General features: G+C 65.0%; 14 protein-coding genes. 5 read left to right on the top strand and 9 right to left on the bottom strand.

The annotated features are described in order from the left end of the window. Positions 1-6: 6 nt before the first annotated feature. The 3 genes from H1B27_RS30370 to coxB form a co-directional block, all read right to left on the bottom strand. Positions 7-951: a heme o synthase gene (locus H1B27_RS30370; RefSeq protein ID WP_061882493.1), complete on the bottom strand. Its 945-nt coding sequence runs from the start codon at positions 949-951 to the stop codon at positions 7-9. Positions 952-1,012: 61 nt separating this feature from the next. Beyond that, the gene (ctaD, locus tag H1B27_RS30365) at positions 1,013-2,638 is read right to left on the bottom strand and encodes a cytochrome c oxidase subunit I (protein WP_061882494.1); all 1,626 of its coding nucleotides are present in this window, start codon (positions 2,636-2,638) and stop codon (positions 1,013-1,015) included. 86 nt (positions 2,639-2,724) lie between these two features. After that, complete coding sequence (coxB, locus tag H1B27_RS30360; RefSeq protein WP_061882495.1) at positions 2,725-3,579, bottom strand: cytochrome c oxidase subunit II; 855 nt, start codon at positions 3,577-3,579, stop codon at positions 2,725-2,727. Between the two features lie 459 nt (positions 3,580-4,038). Here coxB and H1B27_RS30355 point away from each other — a divergent pair, with 459 nt between their 5' ends. The 4 genes from H1B27_RS30355 (at position 4,039) to H1B27_RS30340 (ending at position 7,486) form a co-directional block, all read left to right on the top strand. Further along, positions 4,039-4,572: an invasion associated locus B family protein gene (locus H1B27_RS30355; RefSeq protein WP_061882701.1), complete on the top strand. Its 534-nt coding sequence runs from the start codon at positions 4,039-4,041 to the stop codon at positions 4,570-4,572. Positions 4,573-4,690: 118 nt separating this feature from the next. Next, positions 4,691-6,118 carry a metalloprotease TldD gene (gene tldD, locus H1B27_RS30350; RefSeq protein ID WP_197968577.1) on the top strand — a complete coding sequence of 476 codons (1,428 nt, stop codon included), beginning with the start codon at positions 4,691-4,693 and terminating at the stop codon, positions 6,116-6,118. Further along, the gene (gene lepB / locus H1B27_RS30345) at positions 6,115-6,894 is read left to right on the top strand and encodes a signal peptidase I (protein ID WP_061882496.1); all 780 of its coding nucleotides are present in this window, start codon (positions 6,115-6,117) and stop codon (positions 6,892-6,894) included. The genes tldD and lepB overlap by 4 nt, the downstream gene beginning before the upstream one ends. Positions 6,895-6,916: 22 nt before the next feature. Further along, complete coding sequence (locus H1B27_RS30340; RefSeq protein WP_197968576.1) at positions 6,917-7,486, top strand: nucleotidyltransferase family protein; 570 nt, start codon at positions 6,917-6,919, stop codon at positions 7,484-7,486. Between the two features lie 182 nt (positions 7,487-7,668). Here the strand turns inward: H1B27_RS30340 and H1B27_RS30335 are convergent, their stop codons facing one another. The 3 genes from H1B27_RS30335 to H1B27_RS30325 form a co-directional block, all read right to left on the bottom strand. Next, positions 7,669-8,235, bottom strand: a complete 567-nt coding sequence (locus H1B27_RS30335) for a PAN domain-containing protein (protein ID WP_061882703.1) — start codon at positions 8,233-8,235, stop codon at positions 7,669-7,671. Positions 8,236-8,401: 166 nt separating this feature from the next. Next, on the bottom strand, positions 8,402-9,772 hold the full coding sequence (locus H1B27_RS30330; RefSeq protein WP_061882498.1) for a glutamate--cysteine ligase: 1,371 nt from the start codon (positions 9,770-9,772) through the stop codon (positions 8,402-8,404). Between the two features lie 98 nt (positions 9,773-9,870). Further along, positions 9,871-10,365: a MarR family winged helix-turn-helix transcriptional regulator gene (locus H1B27_RS30325; RefSeq protein ID WP_061882499.1), complete on the bottom strand. Its 495-nt coding sequence runs from the start codon at positions 10,363-10,365 to the stop codon at positions 9,871-9,873. Positions 10,366-11,044: 679 nt separating this feature from the next. On the opposite strand from H1B27_RS30325, the gene H1B27_RS30320 reads away from it, so the two are divergent. Beyond that, positions 11,045-11,353, top strand: coding sequence for a hypothetical protein (locus tag H1B27_RS30320; RefSeq protein WP_061882500.1), 309 nt, complete (start codon positions 11,045-11,047; stop codon positions 11,351-11,353). A gap of 544 nt (positions 11,354-11,897) precedes the next feature. On the opposite strand, the gene H1B27_RS30315 is transcribed toward H1B27_RS30320, so the two are convergent. The 3 genes from H1B27_RS30315 to H1B27_RS30305 form a co-directional block, all read right to left on the bottom strand. Then, entirely contained in the window at positions 11,898-14,111 is a 2,214-nt protein-coding gene (locus H1B27_RS30315; RefSeq protein ID WP_061882501.1) for an FAD-dependent oxidoreductase, read from the bottom strand. 150 nt (positions 14,112-14,261) lie between these two features. Beyond that, on the bottom strand, positions 14,262-15,470 hold the full coding sequence (locus H1B27_RS30310) for an acetyl-CoA C-acetyltransferase (RefSeq protein ID WP_197968575.1): 1,209 nt from the start codon (positions 15,468-15,470) through the stop codon (positions 14,262-14,264). 56 nt (positions 15,471-15,526) lie between these two features. Next, on the bottom strand, positions 15,527-17,317 hold the full coding sequence (locus tag H1B27_RS30305; RefSeq protein WP_197968574.1) for an acyl-CoA dehydrogenase C-terminal domain-containing protein: 1,791 nt from the start codon (positions 17,315-17,317) through the stop codon (positions 15,527-15,529). Positions 17,318-17,331 lie beyond the last annotated feature (14 nt).

Below are 17,331 nucleotides of genomic sequence, written 5' to 3'. Positions count from 1 at the left end.
CCTGCCTCATGCGCCCCCAACCATCGGAGCAAGCGCCCGGTACACGACCTCGGCCAGCAGGGTCGCGAACAGCGCGAACAGATACAGGATCGAGAAGGCAAACAGCTTGCGGGTCGCGCGCAGCGACTGGCTGCGTTCGCGACGCATATAGACGTTGATCGCGAGCACCAGCATGCCGGCGCCGAGGATCAGCGAGACGATGCCGTAGACGGCATCGAAATAGCCGAGCGCCCAGGGCGCCGCGGCGACCGCGATCAACACGATGGTGTAGAGCAGGATCTGGAGACGGGTCGCGTCGGGGCCGGCGACGTTGGGCAGCATCGGAACGCCGGCGCGCGCGTAGTCGTCGGAGCGAAACAGTGCCAGCGCCCAGAAATGCGGCGGGGTCCAGAAGAAGATGATGGCGAACAGCAGCAGCGGCTCGACGTCGACCGTGCCCGTTACCGCAGCCCAGGCTACCACCGGTGGCAGCGCGCCGGCGGCGCCGCCGATCACGATGTTCTGCGCGGTCCAGCGCTTGAGGCACATCGTATAGATCACGACGTAGAAGAAGATGGTGAAGGCAAGCAGGCTGCCTGCGATCCAGTTGACGAGAATGCCGAGCGTCATCACCGAGAAGAAGGCGAGCGTCATGCCGAACGCCATGGCTTCGGGACGGGTGATACGGCCGCGCGGGATCGGCCGGTTCGCGGTGCGCGACATCTTGGCGTCGATGTCGCCTTCGAGCGCCATGTTGAGGGCCCCGGAGGCGCCCGCACCGACCGCGATGCAGAGCAGCGAGGTGATCGCCAGCACGGGATGGAAATGCCCGGGCGCCATCGCCATCCCGACCAGCGCGGTGAAGATGACCAGCGACATCACCCGGGGCTTGAGCAGCGCGATGTAATCGCCGACCTCCGCTTCGGAGATGCGGGGATTGATGTCGATGGCGTTCTGGTCGAGGACGGACACTTAGATCTACTCGCTTCGTTATAGCACCGCGGCGCCCGTCACGGGCGCCGCGGAAGATTGCTTACTGCACGCGGGGCAGCACTTCGAACTGGTGGAAGGGCGGCGGCGAGGACAGCGTCCACTCCAGCGTGGTCGCGCCGGCACCCCAGGGGTTGTTGCCCGCCGGTACCTTGCGGGCGAAAGCGTCGATCACGCAGTAGAGGAAGATCAGCACGCCGAAGCCGGAGATGTAGGAGCCGAGCGACGAGATCAGATTCCAGCCCGCGAAGGCGTCGGGATAATCGACGTAGCGGCGCGGCATGCCCGACAGGCCGAGGAAGTGCTGCGGGAAGAACACCAGGTTGACGCCGATGAAGGTGACCCAGAAGTGCGCTTTGGCGAGCCCTTCATTGTACATGTAGCCCGACATCTTCGGGAACCAGTAGTACCAGCCCGCGAAGATCGCGAACACCGCGCCGAGCGACAGCACGTAATGGAAGTGCGCGACGACGTAGTAGGTCTCCTGCAGCACGCGATCGACACCCGCGTTCGCCAGCACGACGCCGGTGACGCCGCCGATCGTGAACAGGAAGATGAAGCCCACCGCCCAGATCATCGGCGCCCGGAATTCGATCGAGCCGCCCCACATCGTGGCGATCCAGGAGAAGATCTTCACCCCGGTCGGAACCGCGATGACCATCGTCGCCGCGACGAAGTAGGCCTGCGTCGCCGAGGACATGCCGACCGTGTACATGTGGTGCGCCCACACCACGAAGCCGATGCCGCCGATCGCGACCATGGCGTAGGCCATGCCGAGATAGCCGAACACGGGCTTGCGCGAGAAGGTCGAGACGATCTGGCTGATCATGCCGAAGCCGGGCAGGATCAGGATGTACACCTCGGGGTGACCGAAGAACCAGAACAGATGCTGGAACAGCACGGGGTCGCCGCCGCCGTCGGGGGCGAAGAACGTCGTGCCGAAATTGCGGTCGGTGAGCAGCATGGTGATCGCACCGGCGAGAACGGGCAGCGACAACAGCAGCAGGAACACCGTCACCAGGATCGACCACACGAACAGCGGCATCTTGTGCAGGGTCATGCCCGGCGCGCGCATGTTGAAGATGGTGGTGATGAAGTTGATGGCACCGAGGATCGACGAGGCGCCCGCCAGATGCAGCGACAGGATCGCGAAGTCGACGGCCGGGCCCGGATGGCCGGAGCTCGACAGCGGCACGTACATGGTCCAGCCGGCGCCGACGCCGTTGGCGCCCGGCTCGCCCTCGACGAAGGTCGACATCAGGAGCAGCGCGAAGGACGCCGGCAGCAGCCAGAACGAGATGTTGTTCATCCGCGGGAACGCCATGTCGGGGGCGCCGATCATTAGCGGCACGAACCAGTTGCCGAAGCCGCCGATCATCGCGGGCATGACCATGAAGAAGATCATGATCAGGCCGTGGGAGGTCACGAACACATTGTAGGTGTGCGTCTCGTGGAAGATCTGCACGCCCGGGTACATCAGCTCGGCGCGGATCGCGATCGACATCAGGGCGCCGATGACGCCGGCGATGACCGCGAAGACGAGGTACATCGTGCCGATGTCCTTGTGGTTGGTCGAGTAGACGTAGCGCCGCCACCCGGTCGGATGGGCGTGCTCGTCATGTCCGTGGTCTTGCGCGTGATCGCCGTGTGCCGCTGCGCTCGTTGCCATTTTCAAATCCTGCCTTGCGTCCCATTCGGACCTTTGGAGGTCCCGCCCTTTTATCGCTTTTAGTCCCTCAAGCCGTCACCCGACGCTTACTGCGTCGGGCCGGCCGCGGAGGCGTAGGTGCTGGTGCCGCCGCTCGCAAATTTCTTCTTGGCCGCCTCGACCCAGGAGGCGAACTCCTGGTCGTTGACCACGCGGATGGCAATCGGCATGAAGGCATGATCCTTGCCGCACAATTCCGAGCACTGGCCGTAATACATGCCGGTCTTGGTGGCCTTGAACCAGGTCTCGTTCAGCCGGCCCGGAATGGCGTCGATCTTGACGCCGAAAGCCGGCAGCGCGAAGGCGTGGATGACGTCCGCGCCCGTGGTCTGGACCCGAATCACCTTGTTGACCGGCACCACCATCTCGTTGTCGACGCCGAGCAGGCGGGGCTGCTTGTCCTGGGCCATCAGCGAGTCGAACTCGAACTTGCCGTTGTCGGGATAGGCGTAGGACCAGTACCACTGCTTGCCCGTCGCCTTGACGGTCAGGTCCGCCTTCGGAATGTCGAGCTGGAGGAACAGAAGCCGGAACGACGGCACCGAGATGCCGACCAGGATCAGCACCGGAACCAGCGTCCAGGCCACCTCGATCAGCGTGTTGTGAGTGGTCCGCGACGGCACCGGATTGGCCTTCGCGTTGAACTTGATGACCACGATCACCAGCAGCGCCAGAACGAACAGCGTGATCAGGGTGATCAGCACGAACAGGAAATTGTGGAACCAGACGATATTGTCCATCACCGGGGAACCGGACTGCTGCAGCGTCCACTCCCAAGGCGCCGGCTGCCCGAGCTCGGCGAACGCCGCACCACCCGTCCCCAGCGTGACGCCAGCCGCCACCAAGGCGATGGTGGCCAATCCCAGCAATTGCCGGCCCACCCGACCCATCGACATCCTCATGCCGTTCGCGCTCCCCTTACGAAATCACCCCAAGTGCATTCCCCTGCTTCCGGGAAACGCTTATTCGATCCGCCAGTCCGACAAACCGCCACGCAAGAATACCTCTAAGAGGAATTGGGGCCAGATCGCTAGAACGCGAAATCAAGCCTCTCAAACCATAATTCTTGATCTATCGCAATGCAGTCTTGAGCTCGGTCTGTCAGCCATCACCGGCAAGATATTTCCCAGCAACATCAAACAAAAATACCGTTTGCCGGGATGCCGCGGCTTGACAGCGGAATTGCCCGCGGTAGGCACTGGCGGATGGCCGCGCAGGAGCCTGATTCGTGCCGGCGGCGGCGGCGCGAGGCGGCGCGGAATTTGCTTGGGAAGCGCCTTCAAGACGCCGTCATTCCCGTATCAGTCCGCCAGATTGGCCTGCCAGCGCGAGCGACCCAGGCGAGCAGAGGGACCGACCCGATGGGGCTTTCGAGATCGATGGCAAAACCGGCTAGCGGCCTCCTGGCGCTGACCGCCCTCCTGACCGCGATCGTCCTCCTGGCGCTCCCCGGCCTCGCCCATGCGCAGGGCGCGGTGCGCTCCGTCCATGGCGACTGGCAGATCCGCTGCGATACCCCGCCCGGCGCCCAGACCGAGCAATGCGCGCTGATCCAGAGCGTGGTGGCGGAAGACCGCTCCAATGCCGGCCTGACCGTGATCGTGCTGAAAACCGCAGACCAGAAGAGCCGCCTGATGCGCGTGGTGGCGCCGCTGGGTGTGCTGCTGCCCTCCGGCCTCGGCCTCAAGCTCGACAACCAGGACGTCGGCCGCGCCGGTTTCGTCAGATGCCTGCCCAACGGCTGCGTGGCGGAAGTGGTGATGGACGACAAGCTGCTGGGCCAGCTGCGGAACGCCAAGACCGCGACCTTCATCATCTTCGAGACCCCGGAAGAAGGCATCGGCTTCCCGCTCAGCCTGAACGGGCTCGGCGAGGGCTACGACAAGCTGCCGTAGCGGCGGATAGGGCACCGGTGAGCGATCCTATTGTTTCCGTAATGTGAGGCTTGGCGCCTCGCGGAACCGGTCCGAAACCATTATCTTGCCTCACAGCCCCCCGATAATGGACGGACGCATGACCAACCCTGCAACAACCTCCTTGCTCGACCGTGCCAATCTCGACCGCGACCAGGTTCGCCACGAGGTCGCGCGCGGGCTTTCGGGTGCCGACGATGGCGAATTGTTCCTGGAATACAGCCAGACCGAAGCGCTGATGTTCGACAATGGGCGGCTGAAGCAGGCGACCTACGACACCTCGCAAGGCTTTGGCCTACGCGCCGTCAAGGACGATGCGGTTGGCTACGCCCATTCCTCCGACGTGTCGCTGCCGGCGCTGATTCGCGCCGCCGACGCGGTCGCCGCCGTGCGCGGCGGCTACTCCGGCAGCTTCGCGGCGCCGCCGGCGCATACCAACGTGCGGCTTTATAGTGACGACAATCCGCTCGATGCGCCCGGCTTCGAGACCAAGGTCAAGCTGCTCGCCGAGATCGACGCTTACCTGCGCGACAAGGATCCGCGAGTGCGGCAGGTCAGCGTCAGCCTTGGCGCGACCTGGCAGGTCGTCGAGATCCTGCGGCCCGACGGCGAGAGCTATCGCGACATCCGTCCGCTGGTGCGCGTCAACATTTCCGTCGTCGCCGGCCAGGGTGACCGCCAGGAGAGCGGCAGCAAGGGCTATGGCGGCCGTGCCGGCTATGCCGAGTTCATCGAGAGTAGATCCTGGCGCGAGGCCGCCGACGGCGCGCTGCGCGAGGCGCTGGTCAATCTGGAATCGATTCCAGCGCCGGCCGGCGAGATGGACGTCGTGCTGGGCGCCGGCTGGCCCGGCGTGATGCTGCATGAAGCCGTCGGCCATGGCCTGGAGGGCGATTTCAACCGCAAGAAGACCTCCGCCTTTGCCGGCCTGATGGGCCAGCAGGTCGCGGCCAAGGGCGTCACGGTCGTCGACGACGGCACCATCGCCTCGCGGCGCGGCTCGCTGTCGATCGACGACGAGGGCACGCCGACCAACCGCACCGTGCTGATCGAGGATGGCATCCTCGTCGGCTACATGCAGGACCGCCAGAACGCGCGGCTGATGAACATGAAGCCGACCGGAAACGGCCGTCGTCAGGGCTACGCCCATGTGCCGATGCCGCGCATGACCAACACCTACATGCTCGCGGGCGACCGCGATCCCGCCGAGATCCTCGCCTCGGTCAAGAACGGCGTGTTTGCCGCGAATTTCGGTGGCGGCCAGGTCGACATCACCTCGGGCAAGTACGTGTTCCAGTGCACCGAGGCCTACAAGATCGAGAACGGCAAGATCGGCGCACCGCTGAAGGGCGCCATGCTGATCGGCAACGGGCCGACCGACCTGCATCGCATCCGCATGGTCGGCAACGACCTTGCGCTCGATACCGGCATCGGGACCTGCGGCAAGAACGGTCAGGGCGTGCCGGTCGGCGTCGGCCAGCCATCGCTGCTGATGGAACGCATCACGGTGGGTGGAACGGGCGCATGAGCGTGGAAGACAAAGTGACTGTCACCCCCAAGCGGAAAAGCAGCGGCTGGGGTGGGCAACTCGTGCAGCTCGCCGGCATCGTCGCCGCGGTCTTCATCGCCAAGGGCGCGCTCGCCGAGCCGTTCTACGTGCCGTCGGGCTCGATGGAGCCGACGCTGCTGATCGGCGATGCGCTGCTCGCCTCGAAATTCCCCTATGGCTACGGCACCTCGTCGCTGCCGATTCAGATCAGCCTGCCCGAGAGCGGCCGGGTGTTCGCGGAGACGCCAAAGCTCGGCGACGTCGTCGTGTTCCGCTGGCCCGGCGACCGCTCGCAGGCCTGGGTCAAACGCGTCGTGGGGCTGCCCGGCGATCGCATCCAGATGCGGCAGGGCCAGCTCTTCATCAACGACCGCCCGGCCGAGCTGAAGCCCGACGGCGTCGGCGCGGCCGAGGACGACCGTGGCGGCAGCGAGCCTGCCTATCGCTATGTCGAGACGCTGCCGAACGGCGTCTCGCATTTGATCTTCAAGATGCGCGACAACGGCCCGCTCGACAACACGCCTGAAGTGACGGTGCCGGCCGGGCATCTCTTCGTGCTCGGCGACAACCGCGACAATTCCGCCGACAGCCGCGTGCCGCTGCGCGCCGGCGGCGTCGGCCTGTTGCCGATCGACAATCTGATCGGCCGTGCCGATGCCGTGCTTGGCTCCTGGGATCTCGGCATGCGCGGTCAGCCGGTGTGGACCTGGCTGTCCGGGTTCAGGCTGGCAAGGTTCTTCACCGCCGTGCATTGAGCGGAGGTCTCTCCCCTTCACGATGAACCGTGACGAATTCCTCACGCTTGCCCTGAGAAATCCCGTCAACGCTGCGATTGCCGACACCCTCGCGCAGCCTGCGCTGCCGGATGCCTGGCTGGTCGCGGGTTGCCTGGTGCAGACGGTGTGGAACGTGCTCACCGGCCGTGCGATCGGTCACGGCATCGCCGACTACGACGTGTTCTACTTCGATCCCGATACGTCGTGGGAGGCGGAAGACGCAGTGATCCGCAGGCTGCATGCGCGGCTCGCGCATCTCGGCGCCAAGATCGAGATCCGCAACCAGGCGCGGGTGCATCTGTGGTACCCTGGCAAGCATGGCCTGCCCTATCCGCCGCTGACGCGCTCGACGGACGGCATCGACCGTTTCCTCACCGAGAATACACAGCTGGGTATCCGACCCGCCGGTGGAAATTTCGACGTCTATGCGCCCCACGGGTTCGATGACGTCGCAAGGCTGATCGTAAGGCCCAACCGGGCGCCGAACTTTTCCGCCGCCAATTACGAGACGAAGGCCGCGCGATGGAAGGCACTGTGGCCCGAGCTCACGGTGATTGCGGCGGATGCATAAGCCCCACGTGTCCCGGACAAGACGCATCGTGAAACGATGCGGCGCCGAGCCGGGACCCATGCGCAACAGAATGCAGTGTGGCATGGGCTCCGGCTCTGCAGCGCAGCGCTGAAGGAGCGCCGCCATAGCGCGTCGAAGACGCGCGTAAACGCGCTGATGGCGCCGGGGCACCAGTACGAATATTACCGCACCACGCCCGACGTGAATCCGGCCTTGCGGCGCGGCGGCTTGATCTCCTTCTTCAGGAAACAGCGCGCCTCGCGCCCGGTGTAGCCGGGGCGGGCATAGGTGAAGGCACGGCATTTGTTGTCGGCGGTGCAGGCGGCCTTGCAGGCCTCCACGCTTTCGCCGTCCTTGAGCTCGAAATTGCGCAAATCACCACCCGGGCGGTCGATCGACGTCTCGACGCCCTCGACCCGCGGCTCGATCACGCCGGCGCCGCGCACCCCGGAGATGCAGCAACTTCCCGGCACGCGCGGCGGCACGGTGTTCTTCAGCCAGCAGACCGCCGAGCCGCCTTCGACGTCGGGATAGCTGAAGCTCCAGGAGCGGCAGCGGCGGTCGCGCTCGCACAGCAGCGCGCAATCCTCGGGATCGCCCGACGTGACCGGCGTGCTGAAATAGTCGCCGCCGGGGCGATCGAACGCCGTCTGGGCAGGCGCCGGCACGCTCGCGAATGCAAGCGAAAACAGCGTCACACATGCCGCGACGCTGGCCATGACGGCCCCGGACAGGCGGCCCTTCCTCATCGGAACAGCTTTCGAGTTATTGACGACGCTCAGGTTTTTTCGGCCGGCCATTTGATCGCCGCAAACCTGTATGGGCGATGAACGGCTCAAATCCCGATCGTTGGCCTAAAGCATGATCCGGAAAAGTGTGACGCGGTTTTCCGAGAAGATCATGCGCAAACAAGCTCTAGAATGCATACTCCGCGTAGACCGGTTCCACCGAGCCCTTCCAGGGACCGTTGAACTTCTCCAGCATCTCCTCCGCCGGCGTCCGGCCGGAATCGATGATGCGATCGAGCGGCTCGAGGTGTCGGGTCTCGTCGCGGCCAAGCTGGTCGATCCGGCCGCGCCGACGCAGGCCGGCATGTGCCAGAACGAGGCACTCCTTGGCGATCTCGAACAGATAGCGATCCTTGATTCGGGCCTTGAAGCCGAAGCGCGGCACGTCATCGCGCAGGGCCTGACGCTCATGCGCGGTCCAGAGCTTCACCATGTCCCAGGCGGCGTCGAGCGAAACGTCGTCGTAGAGCAGCCCGACCCAGAACGCCGGCAGCGCCGGCAAGCGGCCCCACGGACCGCCGTCGGAGCCGCGCATCTCAAGATAGCGCTTGAGCCGCACTTCCGGGAAGATCGTCGAAAGATGGTTGGCCCAGTCCGACAGCGTCGGACGCTCGCCGGGAAGATTGTTGTTGCGGCCCTCGAAGAACGCGCGGAACGAGGAGCCCGACACGTCGATGTATTCCTCGCCGCGCTTGACGAAATACATGGGCACGTCGAGTGCGTAGTCGACATAGCGTTCGAATCCCATGCCGTCCTCGAAGGCCCACGGCATCATGCCCGCGCGCGCGTTGTCGGTGTCGCGCCAGATCTCGGAGCGGAAGGAGAGAAAGCCATTCGGCTTGCCCTCGGTGAACGGCGAATTGGCGAACAGCGCCGTCGCGACCGGCTGGAGCGCGAGCGAGACGCGCAGCTTCTTGACCATGTCGGCTTCGGAGGAGAAGTCGAGATTGGTCTGAACGGTGCAGGTCCGGTACATCATGTCGAGGCCGTACTGACCGACCTTCGGCATGTAATTGGTCATGATCTTGTAGCGGCCCTTGGGCATCACCGGGATATCCGCGCGCGACCAGGACGGCGTCATGCCGAGCCCGAGGAAGCCGATGCCGAGCGGCGTTGCGATCTCGCGCACCTGTGCCAGATGCGCCATCAACTCGCCCTGGGTCTGGTGCACGTTCTCGACCGGCGCGCCGGACAGCTCGAACTGTCCGCCGGGCTCGAGCGAGATCGCGCCGCCACCGGTGACGTCGTAGAGGCCGATGATGTTGCCCCTCTCCATGATCGGCTCCCAGCCGAGCAAGAGCTTCATGCCTTCGAGCAGCGCACCGATGCCGCGCGCGCCCTCGTAAGGCACCGGACGGTGGCCGTCGAGCGTGAACGGCGTCTTCTCGTGCTCGGTGCCCATGCGGAATTCGGACGGGTCCTTGCAGCCGGCCTCGAACCACGCGACGAGTTCGTCGCGTGACTGCAGCGGCGTCATATCGATCTGGTCTCGCGCCATATCAAACTCTAATCAAAAGGCGCTTCGACCGAACGCGCGCGGTGACAGGGATGGCCCGCGAACCCACCGGTTGCGCGGACGAGCGGTTTGCCGCGCGATCATCGCGACGGCATGCTTTCGTTGACGCCCGCGGGCGGCAGTTTCACCTCGCCGCACGAGCAGCCCAGGCGATCGAGCAGATTGCTGAGCTTGACGGCGTCGGCATCGGACAGTTTCGAGCCGACATATTTCTCGATCGCAGCCGAATAGGCGCCCCACATCCGCTTCTGCAACTCGCGGCCGGCTTCCGTGATCTCGACGAACTGGCCGCGCTTGTCGATCTTGCATTCGCGCCGCGAGGCAAGGCCCTCGTCGACCAGGCGGTCGATCAGCCGCGAGGTGGAATATTGCGGGATCAGCATCTGCCGCTCGAGTTCGACCGGCCGCAGCTCGCCCGAGGGCGCCCGCGACAATTCGAGCAGCGCATCATACCAGGCCAGCGGTGGGAAGCCGGCCTTCTTCAAGTCCTGCTCGACGCAATCGAGCACGCGGCTCTGCACCCGCATCAAGCGGATCCAGGCAGCCGTTGCCTCGGTCGATGGTTTGCGTTTCATGGTCCCGCTCAAGTTCGTCGCCCGTCTCTTACTCCATTTGATGCACCTGCATCAATCTTGACTATTTCAAGCAGGTGCATGTAGTTGCTCTTTCGGCCGAACCAAGCATCAGGCGGAATTCCGCGAAACCGCAGGATTCGACCGGTGCCTGCTCGCCGTCCCCCCATGGCCCACCGGTCAGCCGGCCTGCCCTATGAGATGGTCGAGGTCGAATCGGCGCCAAGAAGCTCGAAAATGGGCGAGGACTATCTGAAGCTGACCCCTGGGGGCCAGGCCCTGCGCCGGGCCTCGACAGCGGCGAGATCGTGACCGAAGGCCCGGCGATTGTCCAGAAGATCGCCGTCAGGCTTCGGCCGAGGCGCTCGCGCCGGCCCGCGACAGGTCCGAGCACCACAAGCTGAAATTCCTCACCTCCGAGCTGCGCAGGAGCTTTGGTCCGCCGTTCGCACAGGGCAGGCGAAGCGACGAAGACCGGGATCGATGATCCGGCGCTGTGCTTGCGCCATTCACCGAATCCGAAGATCCGCGATGCACTGACTTCAATTTTACGAGCATTGTCAGGGTTAACAATAACTCTGCGTTGTGCACTCCGCGGCCGTCACTATCCTTGTGAGAGCACTCCACTTGGCTCAGCTTCAGCGCGAGAACACGACGCAGATCACTGGACCGGGAAGCTATTGTGACGGCTGTACTCCTTCTCCTGCTCGCGAGCGCAATCACTGGCCTTGCGACGGGGCTCATCTTCCGAGTCTGGACTCTGCTGCTGGTCTCGCCGGCGACCGCGATCGTTACAGCAACAGTCCTTCAGAGCTCGGGCTTTGGATTTTGGACGGGCGTTCCGATCGTCGTCGGCTGCCTGATTGCCGGCCAGCTCGCCTATTTGGCGGCGACGTTCTACCTGTACAGGGGCGAGCTCTCAATGCAGGACGACATCGACGGCGAGCCAGGCGAGCACGGCCATCGCGATATCGAGAAGGAGAACGAGTAGGACCAGGCCGAACCACGAGGGAATTTTTCTGCGCCGCCGGAGGAGCCCGCGGCGTTGCCACGACCGACCCAGCAGCAGCAGGGGGGCGTATCTTACCGCAACGCCGGCTGCGCTGTCTTGAGACACGGTGGGGATCATTGCGGGACACCTTCGATGCCAATGGGCCATCCGCGGGAAACATCAGCAAGAGCGGTGCCAGGGCGGAGCGCGGCTGCAGCAGGATTTTGGCGTGGATGATCCAGCCTTTTTCATCGTGAACCAAGTGATCGGCGACGGACCGGCCGACCGAATATCGGTGCAGCTACGCCAAGACGAAGCGCGGCGCAGACATCGCTTTCACCAACCAGAATGGCTGGCGTTTCGAAGTGCGCATCGACCGCGGCGACGAAGGCAGCTGGACGGCCAGTCTCGCCGGCGAGACCGTATCGGGGCGCGCATTCTCGCCGTTCGGCGACGGACAATAAAAAGGCCGGATCAATGATCCGGCCTCTTGGCTTTGCGTGCCCGGATTTCGCTCGCGCTCCATCCGGGCTGCAGGTCTCTCTCAGGCCGCCGCCTTCTTCGGCGCGAAGCGGCCGTAGAAGGTCTCGTCCTTCGCCGCCATCTCCTCGAGCAGCTTCGGCGGGGTGAAGCGCGAGCCGTATTTCGCCTCGAGCTTGCGGCAGAGCTCGACGAACTTCTTCGTACCCATGAAGTCGATGTAGGACAGCGTGCCGCCGGTGAAAGGCGCGAAACCGAAACCGAGGATCGAGCCGACATCCGCCTCGCGCGGATCGGTGATGACGTGGTCCTCCACCGTGCGCGCCGCTTCCACCGCCTGCACCACCAGGAAGCGCTGCTTCAGCTCCTCGATGTCGAGCGTATCAGGGTCGAGCTGCTTCGGCTGCAGCGCTGACAAGCCCGGCCACAGGCTCTTCTGGCCTTTGCCCTTCTCGGGGTAATCGTAGAAGCCCTTGCTGTTCTTGCGGCCGAGGCGGCCCTGCTTCTCGACCATCTCCACCATCAGCTTCTTCTGATCGGGATTGATGGCGTTGGGGCCGAGATCGGCCTCCGTCGCCTTCATGATCTTGAGGCCGAGGTCGAGCGCGACTTCGTCCGACAACGAGAGCGGGCCGACCGGCATGCCGGCCATCTTGGCGCAGTTCTCGATCATCGCCGGCGGCACGCCCTCCAGGAACATCTCGTTGCCTTCGGCGACGTAGCGGCCGACGCAGCGGTTGGCGAAGAAGCCGCGAGAGTCGTTCACGACAATCGGCGTCTTGCCGATCTGCCGGACGTAGTCGAGCGCTGTCGCGAGCGCGACATCGCCGGTGTTCTTGCCGAGGATGATCTCGACCAGCATCATCTTCTCGACCGGCGAGAAGAAGTGGATGCCGATGAACTTGCCCTGGTCCTTGAAGCCCTCGGCCAGCGAGGTGATCGGCAGCGTCGAGGTGTTCGAGGCGAAGATCACGTCCGGCTTCAGATATTGCTGCGCCTTGGCGAAGGTGTCCGCCTTCACCTTGCGGTCCTCGAACACGGCCTCGATGACGAGGTCGACGTCCTTCAGCGCGGCATAGTCCGCGGTCGGCGTGATGCGCGCGAGCAGCGCTTCGGCATCGGTGGGCTTGGCGCGACCCTTCTTGATCTGCTCCTCGATCACCTTCTGCGCATGCGCCTTGCCCTTGTCGGCGCTCTCCTGGTCGCGGTCGATCAGGATGACGTCGAGGCCGGCGCGGGCCGAGACGTAGCCGACGCTGGCGCCCATGAAGCCGGCGCCGATCACCGCGATCTTCTTCACCTTGGTCGGCGGCACGTCCTTGGGACGGCGCGCGCCCTTGTTGAGCTCCTGCATCGACAGGAACAGGCTGCGGATCATCGCCGCCGCTTCCTTCGAGCGCAGCACCGAGGCGAAGTAGCGCGACTCGACGCGCAGCGCGGCGTCGATCGGCAGCTGCAGGCCCTCATAGACGCAGCTCATGATGGCGCGCGCGGCCGGATAATTGTCGTAGGTCTCGCGGCGGTAGATGGCGTTGCCGGCCGGGAACATCATCATGCCGGCCTTGGAGAACACCGGACCGCCCGGAAGCTTGAAGCCTTTCTCGTCCCAGGGCGCGACGGCCTTGCCGCCGCCCTTGATCCAGTCCTTGGCGGCCTTGACGAGATCGGCAGCGGGAACGACGGCGTGAATCAAATTCAGCGCCTTGGCCTTCTCGACCGTAACAGGATCGCCCTTGAGCAGGATCGTCATCGCATCCTGCGGCGGCACCAGGCGCGGCACGCGCTGCGTGCCGCCGGCGCCGGGGAAAAGGCCGACCTTGACCTCGGGCAGGCCGAGGCGCGTCTTGGGATTCTCGGCCGCAACGCGATAATGGCAGCACAGCGTGATCTCGAAACCGCCGCCGAGCGCGAGGCCGTTGATCGCGGCCGCCCACGGCTTGCCCGACGTCTCGATCGAACGCAGCACCAGCGAGAAGCGGCGGCTCTGCTCGAACAGCATCTGGTTCGCCGCGGTCTCGCCCTGTTCCTTGAAGACCTTCGCATAGGCCTGGTTCATGCCTTCGAGCATCGACAGGTCGGCGCCCGCACAGAACGCCTCTTTCGCGGAGGTGATGACGACGCCCTTCACCGCGGCATCCGCCGTGGTCGCCTTGACGATCGCCTCGAGCTCGTTGGTCGAGGTTTCGTCGAGCACGTTCATCGACCGGCCCGGGATGTCCCAGGTGACGAGCGCGATGCCGTCTGCGTCGGTCTCAACCTTGAAGTTCTTGTACGACATGTTGGTTGCTCCTCGGTGCCGCAGCCGATCCCAGGCGCGGCGGTTGACTCTGAATTCGTAGGGTGGGTTAGCGAAGCGTAACCCACCACGGTCTTTCGCTGCGGGGACAGAAGAGGTGGGTTACGCCTGCGGCTAACCCACCCTACGAACCTACACCCGCTCGATGATGGTCGCGGTGCCCATGCCGCCGCCGATGCACAGCGTGACCAGGGCGGTCGACTTGTTGGTGCGCTCGAGTTCGTCGAGCACGGTGCCGAGGATCATCGCGCCGGTCGCGCCAAGCGGATGGCCGAGCGCGATGGCGCCGCCATTGACGTTGATCTTGGCGCTGTCGATGTCGAAGGCCTGGATGTAGCGCAGCACGACGGAGGCGAAAGCCTCGTTGAGCTCGAACAGGTCGATGTCCGACTTCTTCATGCCCGAGCGCGCAAACAGCTTCTCGGTGACGTCGACCGGACCGGTCAGCATCATCGCCGGCTCCGAGCCGATATTGGCGAAGGCGCGGATTTTTGCGCGCGGCTTCATGCCGTACTTCGCGCCCGCTTCCTTGCTGCCGAGCAGCACGGCGCCGGCTCCGTCGACGATGCCCGACGAATTGCCGGCGTGGTGCACGTAGTTGACGCGCTCGATCTCGGGATGCGACTGCACCGCGACACCGTCAAAGCCACCCATCTGCGCCATCATGGTGAACGACGGCTGCAGCTGCGCCAGCGACTGCATCGTGGTCGAGGGACGCATGTGCTCGTCCTTGGCGAGGATGGTGAGGCCGTTGATGTCCTTCACCGGCACCACCGACTTGTTGAAGCGGCCCTCGTCCCAGGCCTTGCCCGCGCGCTGCTGGCTCTGCACCGCGTAGGCGTCGACGTCGTCGCGCGAGAAGCCGTATTTGGTCGCGATCAGATCGGCTGACACGCCCTGCGGCATGAAATAGGCCGGCACCGCGATCGAGGGGTCCACCGGCCAGGCGCCGCCGGAGGCGCCGATGCCGACGCGGCTCATCGATTCGGCGCCGCCGCCGATCACGAGCTCATGCTGGCCGGACATGATCTGCGCCGCAGCGAAGTTCACGGCGTCGAGGCCGGAGGCGCAGAAGCGGCTGATCTGCACGCCGGGAACGGCTTCTCCGAGGCCGGCCTTCAGCGCAGCAAAGCGCGCGATGTCGGATCCGGCTTCACCGACCGGATCGACCACGCCGAGGATGACGTCGTCGACTGAATCTTCCGGAAGGTTGTTGCGGTCCTTCAGCGCCTTCAGCGGCACGGTGGCCAGCGCGAGCGCCGTGACCTCGTGCAGCGCACCGTCCGGCTTGCCGCGGCCGCGCGGGGTGCGAACGTGGTCGTAGATGAATGCCTCAGGCATGACGCCCTCCTGGTGTGTTGTTCGATACGATTGGGAGCAGGCAGCGGAACGCAGGCTCAGAACGCTTCCGCCGGCAATTCCATGATGGTGGCGCAACCGGCCTGGATACGCGCCAGATTGGCGGCCGTCTCCGGCAGCATCCGCTCCATGAAGAAGCGGCCGGTGACGAGCTTGGTCGAGAGATAGGGCGTCGCCCCGCTCTCGGCAATCTTGGCATTCGTCACCTTCGCCATCTTCGCCCACATATAGCCGAGCGCGACGAAGCCGAAGAGATGCAGGTAGTCGGTGGCGGCCGCGCCGGCATTGTCCGGCTTTGCCATCGCGTTCTGCATCAGCCAGGTGGTGGCCTGCTGGAGATGGCCGAGCGAGGTGGAGAGCGGCGTGATGAAGGGCTTGAGCCCCTCGTCGCCGCCATTCTCCTTGGCGAAGGCCATCACCTCGCCGAAGAAGGCCATGATGGCGCGGCCGCCGTCGCGCGGCAGCTTGCGGCCGACGAGGTCGAGCGCCTGGATGCCGTTGGCGCCTTCATAGATCATGGCGATACGCGCATCGCGCACGAACTGCTCCATGCCCTGCTCGGCGATGTAGCCGTGGCCGCCATACATCTGCTGCGCCTGCACCGCGTTGGCGAAGCCGTAGTCGGTGAGGAAGCCCTTCAGCACCGGCGTCATCAGGCCCATATGGTCGTCCGCGGCCTGGCGGTCCTTGGGATCCTCGGAGCGGTGGGCGACGTCGCTCTTCAGCGCGGTCCAGATCACGAAGGCGCGCGCGGCCTCGTTGAAGGCGCGGATCGACAGCAGCGTGCGGCGCACGTCGGGATGCACGATGATCGGATCGGCCGGCTTGTCCGGCGCTTTCGCGCCGGTGAGCGCGCGGCCCTGGATGCGCTCGCGGGCATAGGCGACGGCGTTCTGATACGCCACCTCGGACTGCGCGAGGCCCTGCACGGCGACGCCGAGCCTAGCCTCGTTCATCATCACGAACATGCCCTGCATGCCCTTGTTCTCTTCGCCGATCAGCCAGCCGGTGGCGTTGTCGTAGTTCATCACGCAGGTGGAATTGCCGTGGATGCCCATCTTGTGCTCGATCGAGCCGCAGACGACGCCGTTGCGGGCGCCCACCGAGCCGTCGGCGTTCACCAGGAATTTCGGCACCACGAACAGCGACACGCCCTTGATGCCGGCCGGCGCGCCCTCGATGCGGGCGAGCACGAGGTGGATGATGTTGTCGGCGAGATCGTGCTCGCCGGCCGAGATGAAGATCTTGGTGCCGGTGATCCTGAAGCTGCCGTCCGCCTGGCGCACCGCCTTGGTGCGGAGCATGCCGAGGTCGGTGCCGCAATGCGGCTCGGTGAGGTTCATGGTGCCGGTCCATTCGCCGGCAACCATCTTCGGGACGTAGGTCTTCTTCTGCTCGGGCGTGCCGTGCACCAGCAGGGCGGCGGTCGCGCCCATGGTGAGACCGCCATACATCGAGAACGCCATGTTGGCGGAAATCTGGAATTCGTTGACCGCCTGGCTCAGCGTCACCGGCAGGCCCTGGCCGCCATATTCGGTCGGCGCCGACAGGCCGAGCCAGCCGCCCTCGACCACCTGCTTGAACGCTTCCTTGAAGCCTTTCGGCGTGGTGACGCTGCCGTCCTCGGCGCGCTTGCAGCCTTCGAGATCGCCGATGCGATTGAGCGGCTGCAGCACCTCTTCGGCGAGCTTGGCGGCTTCGCCGAGGATCGCCTCGCGCACGTCGCTCGACGCATCGGAGAAGCCCGGCAGATTGTCGTAGCGGTCAATCTGGAAGACGTCGTTGAGCAGGAAGTTCACGTCTTCGACGGGGGCTTTATAGATCGGCATGGGGTTCTCCCGGC

The organism is Bradyrhizobium diversitatis (assembly GCF_016031635.1).
GTDB classification, from domain to species: domain Bacteria; phylum Pseudomonadota; class Alphaproteobacteria; order Rhizobiales; family Xanthobacteraceae; genus Bradyrhizobium; species Bradyrhizobium diversitatis.
This window is presented reverse-complemented; position numbering and strand designations above follow the sequence as displayed.